Raw genomic sequence first — 14671 nt, 5'->3', positions numbered from 1 at the left:
TCATGTCATAAATTTTGTCATGGCATAATACTTGACTTATACTGAACGAGTTTAAAATGAAAAACACAACAAAATATAGACACTAATATTATGAGTAAAATTATTGGAATTGATTTAGGGACAACCAACTCTTGTGTTTCAGTAATGGAAGGTAACGAACCTGTTGTTATTCCAAATGCTGAAGGCAAGCGTACAACGCCTTCGGTAATCGCTTTCGTAGAAGGTGGTGAAATCAAAGTTGGTGACCCAGCAAAAAGACAAGCAGTAACAAACCCAACAAAAACGGTTTATTCTATTAAGCGTTTTATGGGTAATAAATATTCTGAATCTAAAAAAGAGGCAGAACGCGTACCATATAAAGTGGTAAAAGGCGATAACGATACACCACGTGTAGATATCGACGGTCGTTTATATACACCACAAGAATTGTCAGCAATGATTCTTCAGAAAATGAAGAAAACTGCTGAAGACTATTTAGGTCAAGATGTTTCTGAAGCGGTAATTACTGTTCCGGCATATTTTAACGATGCACAGCGTCAGGCAACTAAAGAAGCTGGTGAGATCGCTGGTTTAAAAGTTAGACGTATCATCAATGAGCCAACAGCTGCAGCTTTAGCTTATGGTTTAGATAAGAAATCTACAGATCAGAAGATCGTAGTATTCGACTTTGGTGGTGGTACACACGACGTATCTATTCTTGAATTAGGTGACGGCGTATTTGAAGTATTATCAACAGATGGTGATACACACCTAGGTGGTGATGATGTTGACGAAAGAATCATCGATTGGTTAGCTGATGAGTTTAAGAATGACGAGAGCATGGATCTAAGAGAAGACCCAATGGCTTTACAACGTCTGAAAGAGGCCGCTGAAAAAGCAAAGATCGAGTTATCATCGTCATCTCAGACTGAAATTAACTTACCTTACATCACGGCAACTGCAAGTGGACCAAAGCACTTAGTACGCACATTATCGCGTTCAAAATTTGAACAATTAATCGACGATTTGATCAAGCGTACTATTGAGCCATGTGAAACAGCCTTAAAGGCAGCAGGGTTATCAAAATCTGATATTGATGAGGTAATTTTAGTTGGAGGTTCTACACGTATCCCAGCAGTACAAACAGCTGTAGAGAAGTTCTTCGGAAAAGCTCCAAGTAGAGGCGTTAACCCAGATGAAGTTGTGTCTCTAGGTGCAGGTATTCAGGGAGGTGTATTAACAGGTGACGTGAAAGATGTACTTTTATTAGATGTTACACCTTTATCATTAGGTATCGAAACTATGGGTAATGTAATGACTAAGTTAATCGATGCGAATACAACCATTCCAACTAAGAAATCACAAGTATTCTCAACAGCTGCAGACAATCAGCCATCGGTAGAAATTCACGTATTACAAGGTGAGCGTCCAATGGCAGCAGACAATAAAACTATTGGTCGTTTCCATTTAGATGGCATTCCACCAGCAAGACGAGGAACACCTCAAATTGAAGTAACTTTTGATATCGATGCTAATGGTATCATTAAAGTTTCAGCTGAAGATAAAGCGACAGGGAAGAAGCAAGATATCAGAATTGAAGCATCATCTGGATTAACAGAGGAAGAAATCGAAAAGATGAAGGCAGAAGCTGAAGCTAATGCAGAAGCAGATGCTAAGGCTAAAGAAACAGCTGAAAAATTAAATAAAGCTGATGGAATGATCTTCGAAACTGAAAAGCAATTAGAAGAATTTGGTGATAAGTTATCTGAGGATAAGAAAAAACCAATTGAAGATGCTTTAGAAGAATTGAAGAAGGCTTATGAAACTAAAGATATCGCAGTAATCGATCCGGCTTTAGAAAAGATCAATGAAGCTTGGAAAGTAGCAAGTGAAGAAATGTATAAAGCTCAAGCTGAAGCACAACAAAATGGAGCAGGACCTGATGCAGGTGCCGGAGCTCAAGGTGGTCAGCCTAATGATGAAGGTAGCGATGTCGAAGACGTAGACTTCGAAGAAGTCAAGTAGCCTGTCCTGAGCGTAGTCGAAGGGTAGATTTCGAAGAAGTTAAGTAAGTGAAATAGAATTTTGTTTTACAAAATTCGCAATTGAACTTATCCCGAATTTACTTCGGGATTCATAAAACAAAAGCGCAATCATTGATTTGATTGCGCTTTTTTTATTTCAACTATAATTATTATCGAGAAAAAAGGAATTAATCTTAGGTATAAGATCCTTTAGCAGCGTCCGGAAGATATTCGATGCATCCTGAATAATGCCCTTATTCGCGCAAATAGCCCGTTTTCAACCTTTGATAATGAAATTCTAAAGTAATTTCAACCTATTTTTGCATAAATAACTTAAGATTACTTCTAACAGCGTTTATGGCTTTCAATAGAACATTTTATTCAGATAAAACACCAAAGAATTTGGCAGTAAAATTGAATGCTATTGGTGAAAGATCTGTTCTAAAAGGGCATCCTTGGGTATTTTCAAAAAGTATAATGAAAATTAGTAACAATCCTCAAACAGGTGACCTTGCTGTTATTTTCGGAAAGTCTAAGAATAAAGTTATTGGCATAGGATTATACGATGCGGAGTCACCAATAAGAATAAAGATCATACACAACGGCCAGTCTAAGGCCATAATTAATGCCGAGTTTTTCCATCAAAAGATTGAACTGGCCTTTTCAAAACGAACAGATCTATTTCAAACGAATACCAATAGTTATCGACTTTTGTTTGGTGAGAATGATGGCTTCCCCGGGCTCATAGCAGATGTCTATAACACAGTTTTGGTTGTTAAATTATATTCAGAAATATGGATTCCATATTTGCAGTCAATTCTGAGTAGTTTACAAAGTATATCTAACTCTGAAACAGTAGTTGTGCGATTAAGTAGACAGCTTCAAAATAGTCAAAATCACGATTTAAAGGATGGTGAGGTAGTCTACGGAATTCTAGAAAATGAGGTAGTGAAATTTGTTGAACACGGCGTGAATTTCTCAGCTAACGTCATCAAAGGACATAAGACAGGCTACTTTTTAGACCATCGTGATAACCGTAAACGCGTGGGGCAGCTGAGTAAAGATAAAACAGTTTTGGATGTCTTTTCCTATGCTGGTGGATTTTCGGTTCATGCTTTGGCAAATGGCGCTACAGAGGTGACGAGCTTAGACATAAGCAAACAAGCCCTAGAGATTGCCGAAGAAAATGGAAAACTTAATACTTACTCCGGCATACATAAAACCATTGCTGGCGACGCTTTTTTAGAAATGAAGAAACTTATTAAGCGAAATAAAACCTTCGATGTCGTAGTTATTGACCCACCAAGTTTTGCCAAACAAAGATCAGAAATAGAACTTGCCAAAAAAAAGTATGCACAACTAGCAGAACTCGGGGCACAGCTCACAGCAAAAGAGGGTCTATTAGTACTGGCCTCTTGCTCTTCAAGAATCTTGGCACAGTCCTTTTTTGATCTCAATCAAAGGGTATTGAATACGCAACCAAAACCCTTCAAAACTATATTAAAAACTGGTCACGATATTGATCATCCTATTAGCTTTCCTGAAGGTGCGTATTTAAAATGCGGTTATTATCAGTTTTTGAATTAAAAGTATTATGCACGCATAATATATTTTATTATATTTGAAGAAATTCTTCGTACTAATGCAAACAAAACTGACCGAATTACTCAAAATCAAATATCCAATTATACAGGCACCAATGTTTTTGGTTTCAAATGTTGCGATGGTAACTGAGGCTATGAAAGCTGGGATAGCCGGTTGTATTCCTGCTTTAAATTATAGAACGCTTGAAGAACTTTCTGAAGCCATAAAGGAGTTACATGCCAATAAAGTTGAAGGTGGTTCTTTTGGATTTAATTTGATTGTAAACAAATCTAACATAAAATATAAAGGTCAGCTCGAGGTACTGTGTAAAGAAGGTTGTGATTTTATCATCACGTCGCTTGGTAGTCCAGAGGAAACCATTAAGCAGGCTCATAAAGCCGGAATAAAAGTATTTTGCGATGTCACAGATTTAAAGTTTGCGAAAAAGGTTGAAGGCCTTGGAGCTGATGCCCTTATTGCGGTAAATAATGAAGCAGGTGGCCATCGTGGAAATCTTTCACCAGAAGAATTGATCAAGCAATTAAATGAAAACTGCAACATTCCCGTTATTTCTGCAGGTGGCGTAGGTTGTAAAGCCGATATTGATGAAATGCTAAGCTATGGCGCCGAAGGTGTGTCTGTTGGGAGTCCATTTATTGCATCAACAGAAGCCAATGTCACTGAAGAATATAAACAAGCCTGTGTAGATTATGGCGCTGATGATATTATTATGACAGAGCGAATTTCAGGAACTCCATGTACCGTCATTAATACACCTTATGTTCAAAAGATCGGAACAAAAGCGACCTGGATTGAGAATTTACTCAATAAAAATCGCAAGCTTAAGAAATGGGTAAAAATGGTCCGATTTTCAATTGGTATGAAAGCCACAGAAAAAGCAGCCAAAAAGGCTACTTATAAAACGGTTTGGGTTGCCGGGCCGAGTATTGAGCATACCAAAGCGATTCTACCCGTTAAAGACATTGTTGCAAAGCTTATAACCTAAGGGCAGCCAAGCGTTTCTCTCGTTTTTTTTTCCTTTGTTTTCCTGTGAAAATATTAAATGTATAACTGGCTGTAAAGCCTCCTAATGCCATTGCAATAAATTCGCCAGTATCAAATTTTCCCGAATGATATGGCCATCATAGATCTCTTTTGAAAGTCCAGCTATAGTAGATACACCAAGGCTATACCAAAATGCTTTCGTTTTATTATTTGTTTTTGAATAGACCAGATAATAGGTTGTACTCGACAAAACAACGCCTGTTGCAAAGTGTAAACCTTCATCTTTTAATGTTATTTGACATAGACTAGAATTGATAAAACCTAGTGCTAGAAGCGTAATGATAAATTTCATGATTGGTTGATTTCATTCTGAATTTATATTTATTATTCTGAATGTGACCTTTTATTCGTCGGGATTACGAATAATACGTTAAACTGAAGAAGTCTTTATTTTTTTGAAGACCTTGAATTGACGCAGATAAATTCAGAAACTTAATGGTTGTGATGACAATTTATGGGTTTTACGATGTAGATATATATTCTAAAACTACGCGTTATGAAAACCCTTACTTTTCTATTATTCTTTTTATGTATTAATTTTTCAATCGCTCAAGTCGGAATCGGTACTACCAATCCTGATGCTTCTGCTATGCTCGATATTGAAAGTACATCGTCGGGGATTCTCATTCCCCGAATGACCGAGGTACAGCGACTTGCCATAGGTTCTCCTGCTCAAGGTTTGATGGTTTATCAAACCAATAATTCGGCTGGTTTTTGGTTTTACGACGGTTCTAATTGGAATCAACTCACTTTTGGAGCAACTGGAGAATTTCAGAGTATTGGTGGAATAGTGCAAAACACTACAAATGTCGGTAGCGATGATTTTGTATTCGGAAGTACAACCCTTTCTGGGTCTAGTTCACGTTTCTTTTTTGATAAAAGTAAGGGAGCTTTTAGAGCAGGTGAAGCCTACAGTAACGAATGGAACGATGCTAATGTAGGTGCCTTGTCAGTTGTTTTAGGAAATGGATTGGCCTCAGGATCGGGTAGTTTTGCTGCTATTTTCGGAACTGCGACTGGTACAAATTCTTTCGCCATTTCTGGTTTGGCTTCTGGGAATGGCGCAATTTCTTTTGGAGGAGTAGATGCGGGAGGAGAATTTTCAGTGGCTATTCAAGGAGGAGCTGCTACAGGAACTCGAGGCTTTGCTCATGGTAATAACTCCACTTCTTCAGGACAGGATGCTATTGCTATTGGTAGTGAGAGTGATTCAAGCGGAACAGGTGCTGTGGCCATTGGTTCTTTTGCTGAAGCTTCAGGAGATAATGGAACAGCATTTGCTTTAGGCCAGGCATCAGGTGATTCATCAACTGCCTTATATGGCGGTATTGCTAGTGGTCAAAGTTCATTGGCATGGGCTGGATTAGCATCTGAGAATGGTGCAATTTCACTTGGAGGAGTAGATGCGGGTGGTGAATTTTCAGTCGCTATTCAAGGTGGTGCTGTAACCGGAACAAGAGGTTTGGCTCATGGTATGAATTCAAGCTCGTCAGGGCAGGACGCTATAGCCATGGGAAATGCTAGTAATTCGAGTGGAACTGGAGCCGTCGCTATTGGTTCGTCGGCCAATGCTTCTGGAGATAATGGAACAGCATTTGCTTTAGGCCAGGCATCAGGTGATTCATCAACTGCCTTATATGGCGGTATTGCCAGTGGTCAAAGTTCATTGGCATGGGCTGGATTGGCTTCTGAGAATGGTGCAATTTCTCTTGGTGGCGTTGATGCAGGAGGAGAATTTTCAGTGGCCATCCAAGGTGGTGCTGTAACCGGAACAAGAGGTTTTGCTCATGGTATGAATTCAAGCTCGTCAGGGCAGGATGCTATAGCCATGGGAAATGCTAGTAATTCGAGTGGAACAGGTGCTGTGGCCATTGGTTCGTCGGCCAATGCTTCTGGAGATAATGGAACGGCATTTGCTTTAGGCCAAGCATCGGGTGATTCATCAACTGCTTTATATGGCGGCGTTGCTAGTGGTCAAAGTTCATTAGCATGGGCTGGTTTAGCATCTGAGAATGGTGCGATATCATTAGGAGGAGTAGATGCGGGTGGAGAATTTTCAGTCGCTATTCAAGGAGGAGCGGTAACTGGAATAAGAGGTTTGGCTCATGGTATGAATTCAAGCTCGTCAGGGCAGGATGCTATAGCCATGGGAAATGCTAGTAATTCGAGTGGAACAGGTGCTGTGGCCATTGGTTCGTCGGCCAATGCTTCTGGAGATAATGGAACAGCATTTGCTTTAGGCCAGGCATCAGGTGATTCATCAACTGCCTTATATGGCGGTGTTGCTAGTGGTCAAAGTTCATTAGCATGGGCTGGTTTAGCATCTGAGAATGGTGCGATATCATTAGGAGGAGTAGATGCGGGTGGAGAATTTTCAGTGGCCATTCAAGGTGGTGCTGTAACCGGAACAAGAGGTTTGGCTCATGGTATGAATTCAAGCTCGTCAGGGCAGGATGCTATAGCCATGGGAAATGCTAGTAATTCAAGTGGAACAGGCGCCGTTGCAATTGGTTCGTCGGCCAATGCGTCTGGAGATAATGGAACAGCATTTGCTTTAGGCCAGGCATCAGGTGATTCATCAACTGCCTTATATGGCGGCGTTGCTAGCGGTCAAAGTTCATTGGCATGGGCTGGTTTAGCATCTGAGAATGGTGCGATATCATTAGGTGGCGTCGATGCGGGTGGAGATTTTTCAGTGGCTATTCAAGGAGGAGCAGTAACAGCTGATAGAGGTTTTTCATTTGGGAATAATTCAAGTGTTTCAGGTGAAAATTCAATTGCGATGGGAAATAGCAGTAATGCAAGTGGTGTTGGTTCAGCAGCAATAGGTGCATCCTCCAACGCAGCGGGTGATAATGCATTTTCATCAGGATTTGGCCAGGCGTCAGGAGATGAATCTACTGCATTTTACGGTGGAGTAGCAAGCGGGGAATTATCATTAGCATGGGCAGGATTGGCCTCAGGCGATGAGTCGATTTCGCTCGGAGGTTCAGATGCAAGTGGTACATATTCAGTAGCTATTGGTGAAGGTTCAGAGGCATCTGGAGATCATTCTAAAGCCATCGGGAATAATGTTACTGCATATTCATATGCTGAGGTGGTTTTGGGTTATGGCAGTAATGTGTATACTCCTGCAAGTACATCTGTAGCTAACGGAAATGATAGATTGTTGGTGGTAGCTAATAACAGTGCTTCCAATGCTATGACTATGCTTAAAAATGGTAGAGTTGGATTCTCGAGAATACCCACAACAAATATTCTTGAAGTAGAAGGAACAGCCTCTAAAACTGCACCAGGTGATTGGCTCGCAAATAGTGATAGCCGATTGAAAAAAAATATTCAAACCTTTGCCCAAGAAGAAGCTTTAAAAAGACTACTTCAAATGAGAGGTGTCACCTATGAATGGAACGATGACAAAACTGGAACAAACAGGCCAAAAGGTTTACAATACGGATTTATTGCTCAAGAATTGAAGGAAGTTTTTCCAGAAAATGTTGAAAAGGACAATCAAGGATATTATCAAACGGCCTATGGTACTTATGATGCACTTTATGTTCAATCCATAAAAGCGCTTAATTCAAAATTAGAAACTTTAGAAAAAGAAAATAAAGAACTTAAGACCAAGCTAGACGAACTTTATGAGCTTGTTAAAAAGAACATTAATTAAAAGGAATCTCTAGATAAAATTGACAGCGTAAAGCAATTAATAGTCAATCTTTTACGTTGTTATTAAAAATCTAACCATCATGAGAAAATTCCTAATCACAGCCTTTATTTTAAGTTTCACCTTCACTTTATTTTTAAGCGCACAAGACAAACAAGAAGTAGTTCACACTATAAACTCTGAGATATTCGGAAAAGAACGCCAAATAAAGGTCTTTCTACCTAATCGATACAACAGAGATTCTATTGCAAAGTATCCCGTGACCTATATTTTAGACGCTCAGCATAAGATCTTTTGGGATGCCGCGAAAGGAAATATTGGATATTTGGTAGATAATTATTCAGTAATGCCTATGATCGTTGTAGGCGTTGTGTCTGACAATCGTGGATCTGAATTTAACCCTTCAAATCCAAAACTTCAGGAACACCTTCAAAAAGAGGTATTTCCGATTGTTGAAGCCAATTATAGAACAGATGGATTTAGAGCCATTTTAGGACATTCGTGGGGTGGAGCATTCGTTGGAAATACGTTGTTTAGTGATAAGCGCGATATGTTTAATGCCTACATAGGAATAAGTCCTTCTTTCGGTGATACCGATAATGTTATTGTAAAACGAGCAGATTCGTTACTAAAGTTGAATACCAAATTCGGCAAGTACCTATATTTCTCCTACGGTGACGTTGGTCGACGCGAAGTAGAATTTGCAGGTTATGTGAATAGTATAGATTCACTTTTGAAACGTTACCCAAATAAGACCTTGGCCTTCGATCGAAGACCCATTGAACGTGTTGGGCATTGGCAGATCGTTGGACCTTCTATTTGTGACGGTCTTATCAGTATGAGTAGAAATTACTTTGCCGATCAGAAGGTGATGCAAGATCTATCTTATGGCACCTATGATATAAAACCCTTCGTTGATAGTTTTTATTTGAAACAATGGAAAATTTTCGGATACACACACGAACCTAGTGCAGCGTATTTGAACTTTGTTGCCAATGATTTCAGAGATCTAGAGCAATGGGATATTGCATTGTCCGTTTATAAAATGGCCTTAGAAAAGGCCGAAACCACGGTTAAGATTTACGTGAATATCTGCGATGTTTACGATAAAATGGGACGAAAGGATTTAGCAGAAAGTTCCTTTAGAAAAACCAAAAAACTTCTCGAAGAGCAAAAATCGGAGGTTAGTAAAAACTATTACAGAGATGTATCTGAGTGGATTGATGAGAAACTAAACAGCTATAAAGAATAGATATAAAACTCTGGTATTGAATTTGTTTGTAACAAATTGAGAAGTTTCACTACTTACAATTAAAGGAACTATTAATCTAAAAGAAAAACAACATGATACAATTTAAAGGCGCATTGGTTCTAGGTGCTTTGATCGGTGCAGGAGCTGCGGTTCTGTTAGCGCCAGATAAGGGCAGCGTAACCAGAGATAAATTAAAAAAGGAAGGTAAAGAGGTCAAAGATCAATTAGTAAGTGACTTCAAAGAAGTTAAAGAAGATGTTTCGAAGGCGGCAAAGTCTGGTAAGGATAAATTCAAAGAAGACTTAAAAGAGTTTGCTTCGAAAACAAGCTATAAGACTGAACAAGCAATTACATTTTTAGAAAAGCAATTAGCAATTTTAAAAGAAAAGAATAAAACGCTTCAACAGTCGAGTTAATAATTTTTGAAAATGGTCGCTTTAATTTGCGGCCATTCTTCTTTTAGAATACCATAGCAACAGGTACTGCGTCTAAAACCGTCTTTCATTAAAGTGTCCTTACGAAGTGTGCCCTCTAGTTTTGCTCCTAATTTTTCAACCGCGCGAAGCGATTTCATATTCCGTTCATCTATTCTGAATTCTACTTTTTCAAATTCTAATGATTCAAAGGCGTATTGTAACATTAAGAATTTCATGTTTGCATTTAATCCTGTTCCTTGAAAATCCTTCCCGATCCAGGTCCAGCCGATATGCAGGAGTTTGTTTTTCCAATGTATTAATCCAAATCGCGTTGAGCCCGCATAAGCTTCTTTCTTTTTGTCATAAATAATAAATGGGATGATCGTTTTATGATAATAACCGTCAACTGCCAATTCAACATAACGCTTTAATTTTTCGGGTGTTGAAATATCAGAAGGAGAATAAAAAATGAGGTCTTTTTCCTGCGCGATGGCTTCGAGATGGTTATAATTACTCAAGTCTAGAAGACTAAGTTTTACACGGGAATTTTCGAGTGTTGGGATGATCATACTAATTGGTTGATATAATCGACATTAACGATATGTTTCCCTTTAAAGGGCAGAATAGTAAGACGTGTGCCAAATAAGTCTTTCGCTCTTTTGGTTTCGTCTTCAATTCGAGACGCATCCAAAAATTCGTCTTCAGTTCCGTAAATGAGTTTAACTTCAGTTTCTGGATTTAAGTATTCAAAATCTTCTGGTTTTAATTCCTTCGGGATACCTCCAGAATGCAGCACCAATTGCGAGCATTGAAGTCTTCTATGCGCTAAATAGCGCATCGATACACTTACACCTTGCGAGTAACCAAAAACAATGAAATTAATAGTGTTGGGGATTTTTTCTGCTTCAAAAATGGCATCAAAATAATTCAATATATTTTGCATTCCAGCCTTTGTATTATCTCTCGTCAACCAGTTAGCGCCCACATGCATTTTAGGCTGAATATAATATTTGCTCGGGGCTTGTGGAGCAATGATATAATGTTCTTTAGGGTTGAGCTCCTTGAAATATCTCAAAAAATAACGGCTTAAATAACCCATGCCATGGCATACAAACCAAACAGTTTTTGTCGTCTCTGAAAGCGTATTCAACGTAGAGTAGGAATTGCTCGTTGTGTAATTGATTTCTTTTTCTTCAGGATTCATTATTCTTGGTAGTTTCAGTATTTTTGTAAACTGACAATAAAACTACTCATTTTATATGCAAAAATCTAAAGAAGAATTCCTGGCTACGGTTAATTCAGTAAGTAAGAACACCTTAATGGAAACTTTAGAAATTGAAATTGTAGATTACGGTGATGACTTCTTAATGGCAAGGATGCCTGTTACACCTAAAGTACACCAACCCGACGGCGTTTTGCATGGTGGTGCCACTGCCGCACTCGCCGAGAGTGTGGGTAGTTTTGCTTCACATATTTTTACGGATCTCGACACCTATTTTGTTAGAGGTCTAGAGATTACTGCTAATCATTTGAAAAGCGTAAAATCTGGATATGTATATGCGAAAGCTACATTTCTTCATAAGGGTAGAACCACGCAACTGTTAGATATTAGAATAACAGACGAAGATGATAATTTGGTGTCCATTTGTCGATTGTCGACCATTAGTTTACCAAAAAAGAAATAGTCGATGACGGTTGATTCGTTTTTTGAAACTTTAGAAAAGCAGTACACTGATAAATTGCCTTTTGTGGTTTATAGCAGGCCAATAAATTCGATCATAAAATGTTGGTTACAAGATGATGCTGAATTACATACCACTGAGAATTTTACGGAGAGTGGGTTTGTATTTTCACCGTTCGATCTTAGTCAAAAAAGTGTTTTGCTTCCGGAAGCGAATTGTGATCATTTTACCTTAGAAGTCTCCAATATTAATATTGAAGAGGACTTCAAGCCGACTACCATCGATAATACTGATGCTCAGTTCCATCTAGATCTTGTTTCCAAAGGAATTACAGCAATTAAAGACGGTGATCTAGACAAAGTGGTTTTATCCCGAAAAGTTGATATTTCTTCAAAAACGGACCATCCCATAACGGTCTTTAAACGCTTGTTTAATACCTATAAAAAAGCAATGGTGTATTGCTGGTATCACCCTAAAGTAGGTCTCTGGCTAGGAGCTACACCTGAACTTTTATTCAAAGTAGAAGGAAATCGTCTTACCATGATTTCTTTAGCCGGAACAAAGCCATATTCTACACGCAATCAGATAGCATGGACAGAAAAAGAGTACGAAGAACAGCAGATCGTTACCGATTACATCGTTGATCAGATTTCGTCTTACACACATCAGGTAAATACCACCGAAGTTGAAACAGTAAGAGCTGGTAATCTTTTGCATCTTAAGACTTATATCATTGGTTTAATTAAAGAAGGTTGCAGTCTGAGATCAATTATTGAAGCATTGCATCCTACGCCTGCTGTTTGTGGTTTTCCAAAGGCACCAGCCAAAGACTTCATATTAAATAATGAAGGTTACGACCGCCAATACTACACCGGGTTCTTGGGAGAACTCAATTTAAAACAGACCAAAACGAGGAACACTAATCGACGAAACGTTGAGAATAATGCTTACGGATTGGTAAGAACGTATTCAAATTTTTATGTCAACCTTCGTTGTATGCAAATAACAAACGATAAGGAAAGTATTTATGTTGGTGGTGGTATAACCAAAGATTCTAATCCTGAAAAAGAATGGGAAGAAACCGTAAATAAGACTAAAACTATCTTAAACGTATTGAGCTAAAATATAGATATTCCTTATCTTTGTAGCTTGATGAAATATTCTAAAATCCCCTTGTCACAAACTGTTGTAACGCTTTGCAAAACGCATAATGTTAAGCATGTTGTTATCTCACCCGGAAGTAGAAATGCACCCTTAACTATTGGCTTTACCCATGATGATTATTTTGAGTGCTACAGTATAGTTGATGAACGTTGTGCTGCATTTTTCGCTTTAGGAATTGCTCAGCAATTACAGCAACCTGTAGCTATCGTTTGTACCTCGGGAAGTGCCTTATTGAATTATTTCCCTGCCATTTCTGAAGCCTATTACAGTAACATTCCTTTGGTAGTTTTGTCAGCAGATCGGCCTAAGCACTTAATTGATATTGGTGATGGTCAGACCATCAAACAAAAAAATGTTTATGGAGAGCATGTGCTGTATAGTGCAAATTTGAAATTAGATCTTAAAGAAGATAAACAAAACAGTAAAGAGGAAGAACTTCCAATTCTTAAGAGTATTGAAAATAAGTTAGAGCATTTCCTCGGACTACAGAAAAGCATTCAGACTTACAATGAATCGGAAATCCATGATGCATTAACCGCGGCAAGAATTCAGTCGGGCCCCGTACATATTAATATTCCTTTTGAAGAGCCTTTATACGAAACTGTTGAAGCCTTGACTATTAATCCGAAGCCTTTCAGTTTGAAAGACAGGACAGAAAAAGTTGATGATTTCGAAATAAAAAGCCTAATCGATATTTGGCATAGGGCAAAAAGAAAAATGATACTTGTGGGTGTACTTCAGCCAAATTCTATTGAAGAACAATGGTTACAGGAATTAGCAAATGAAGACAGTGTTTTGGTATTTTCTGAAACAACTTCCAACTTGCATCACAAAGATTTTTTCCCAGGAATAGACAAAATGATCGCCTCTCTTGATGATGAGGGATTTGAAGCCCTTCAGCCTGATATTTTACTAACATTCGGTGGATTGGTGGTCTCAAAAAAGATCAAAGCATTTCTCAGAAAATATAAACCAAAACATCACTGGCATGTAGATTTGTTCAGAGCCAATGACACTTTCTTTTGCTTAGAAAAACATATTCATTTGTCGCCTAACACCTTCTTTGAAGCATTTTTACCTTTGGTAGAATTTCATGCAAAGAGTAATTATAAGGCAACTTGGTTAGCGATAAGACAACATCGACGAAATAAGCACGACCAATATTTAAAAACCATCCCATTTTCGGATTTTACAGTATTTAATGCAGTTTTGAAAAGTATTCCGAAGCAAAGTCAATTGCAAGTTGGCAACAGTTCGGCTATTAGATATACACAGTTATTTCAGATAAGAAAAGATATTACTGTTTTTTGCAATAGAGGCACCAGCGGTATAGATGGTAGTACTAGCACGGCAATTGGTGCCGCGGTTGCCAACCAAAAACGAACCACATTTATAACAGGAGACTTGAGTTTCTTTTACGATAGTAATGCACTTTGGAATAATTACATTCCTAATGATTTTAGAATTGTTCTTATCAATAATGAAGGTGGAGGTATTTTCAGAATTTTACCAGGGCATAAGAACACTGAAAATTTCGACACATATTTTGAGACAAAACACCATTTGAAAGCTAAACAGCTTTGTGATATGTTTGGTTTTGAATATAATGAAGCTTCTAATCAAGTTGAATTAGATGCAACACTAGAATCCTTTTATAAAGCTTCTGAACGTCCAAAATTATTAGAGATATTCACACCGTCAAAAATCAATGACGAAATCCTCTTAGAATACTTCAATTTTGTAAAATAATTTTTTAGGATTTTAGGTTCCAAATGTGACCAAAGCATTTTCTGTGTGTCTAAAAAATACTTACCTTTAGTGAGATAATATATTTAACCTAA

Annotated in this window: 12 protein-coding genes; 9 read left to right on the top strand and 3 right to left on the bottom strand. The window is 38.2% G+C overall.

Going from position 1 to position 14671, the window contains the following annotated elements; translation table 11 throughout:
- The first annotated feature begins 90 nt into the window (after nucleotides 1-90).
- From dnaK to DDY94_RS04750, 3 genes are all read left to right on the top strand, one after another.
- On the top strand, nucleotides 91-2004 hold the full coding sequence (gene dnaK, locus DDY94_RS04760) for a molecular chaperone DnaK (RefSeq protein ID WP_111682894.1): 1914 nt from the start codon (nucleotides 91-93) through the stop codon (nucleotides 2002-2004).
- A gap of 356 nt (nucleotides 2005-2360) precedes the next feature.
- Nucleotides 2361-3590 (top strand): class I SAM-dependent rRNA methyltransferase, encoded by a 1230-nt coding sequence (locus DDY94_RS04755; RefSeq protein WP_111682893.1) that lies wholly within the window; start codon nucleotides 2361-2363, stop codon nucleotides 3588-3590.
- Nucleotides 3591-3645: 55 nt separating this feature from the next.
- Entirely contained in the window at nucleotides 3646-4593 is a 948-nt protein-coding gene (locus tag DDY94_RS04750) for an NAD(P)H-dependent flavin oxidoreductase (protein ID WP_111682892.1), read from the top strand.
- Between the two features lie 81 nt (nucleotides 4594-4674).
- Here the strand turns inward: DDY94_RS04750 and DDY94_RS04745 are convergent, their stop codons facing one another.
- The gene (locus tag DDY94_RS04745; protein WP_232817815.1) at nucleotides 4675-4944 is read right to left on the bottom strand and encodes a hypothetical protein; all 270 of its coding nucleotides are present in this window, start codon (nucleotides 4942-4944) and stop codon (nucleotides 4675-4677) included.
- Nucleotides 4945-5148: 204 nt separating this feature from the next.
- On the opposite strand from DDY94_RS04745, the gene DDY94_RS04740 reads away from it, so the two are divergent.
- The 3 genes from DDY94_RS04740 to DDY94_RS04730 all read left to right on the top strand — a co-directional run bounded on the left by DDY94_RS04740 (nucleotide 5149) and on the right by DDY94_RS04730 (nucleotide 9984).
- Complete coding sequence (locus tag DDY94_RS04740) at nucleotides 5149-8319, top strand: tail fiber domain-containing protein (RefSeq protein ID WP_111682891.1); 3171 nt, start codon at nucleotides 5149-5151, stop codon at nucleotides 8317-8319.
- Between the two features lie 79 nt (nucleotides 8320-8398).
- Nucleotides 8399-9568, top strand: a complete 1170-nt coding sequence (locus tag DDY94_RS04735) for an alpha/beta hydrolase-fold protein (RefSeq protein WP_111682890.1) — start codon at nucleotides 8399-8401, stop codon at nucleotides 9566-9568.
- A gap of 92 nt (nucleotides 9569-9660) precedes the next feature.
- On the top strand, nucleotides 9661-9984 hold the full coding sequence (locus tag DDY94_RS04730) for a YtxH domain-containing protein (protein ID WP_111682889.1): 324 nt from the start codon (nucleotides 9661-9663) through the stop codon (nucleotides 9982-9984).
- Here the strand turns inward: DDY94_RS04730 and DDY94_RS04725 are convergent.
- Nucleotides 9981-10553 (bottom strand): GNAT family N-acetyltransferase, encoded by a 573-nt coding sequence (locus tag DDY94_RS04725; RefSeq protein ID WP_111682888.1) that lies wholly within the window; start codon nucleotides 10551-10553, stop codon nucleotides 9981-9983. The genes DDY94_RS04730 and DDY94_RS04725 overlap by 4 nt on opposite strands.
- Nucleotides 10550-11188: an alpha/beta hydrolase gene (locus tag DDY94_RS04720; RefSeq protein ID WP_111682887.1), complete on the bottom strand. Its 639-nt coding sequence runs from the start codon at nucleotides 11186-11188 to the stop codon at nucleotides 10550-10552. Before DDY94_RS04720 ends, DDY94_RS04725 begins: the two co-directional genes overlap by 4 nt.
- A 55-nt stretch (nucleotides 11189-11243) precedes the next feature.
- On the opposite strand from DDY94_RS04720, the gene DDY94_RS04715 reads away from it, so the two are divergent.
- The 3 genes from DDY94_RS04715 to menD are packed head-to-tail and all read left to right on the top strand — an operon-like array spanning nucleotide 11244 to nucleotide 14579.
- Complete coding sequence (locus tag DDY94_RS04715; RefSeq protein WP_111682886.1) at nucleotides 11244-11669, top strand: PaaI family thioesterase; 426 nt, start codon at nucleotides 11244-11246, stop codon at nucleotides 11667-11669.
- Nucleotides 11670-11672: 3 nt separating this feature from the next.
- Entirely contained in the window at nucleotides 11673-12788 is a 1116-nt protein-coding gene (locus DDY94_RS04710) for a chorismate-binding protein (RefSeq protein ID WP_111682885.1), read from the top strand.
- Nucleotides 12789-12818: 30 nt separating this feature from the next.
- Nucleotides 12819-14579: a 2-succinyl-5-enolpyruvyl-6-hydroxy-3-cyclohexene-1-carboxylic-acid synthase gene (menD, locus tag DDY94_RS04705; protein WP_111682884.1), complete on the top strand. Its 1761-nt coding sequence runs from the start codon at nucleotides 12819-12821 to the stop codon at nucleotides 14577-14579.
- The last annotated feature ends 92 nt before the right edge of the window (nucleotides 14580-14671 follow it).

This window comes from Winogradskyella tangerina (assembly GCF_003260205.1).
GTDB lineage: Bacteria > Bacteroidota > Bacteroidia > Flavobacteriales > Flavobacteriaceae > Winogradskyella > Winogradskyella tangerina.
Note: the sequence above shows the minus strand (reverse complement) of the source record. Positions and strands in the feature narration are given on the sequence as shown.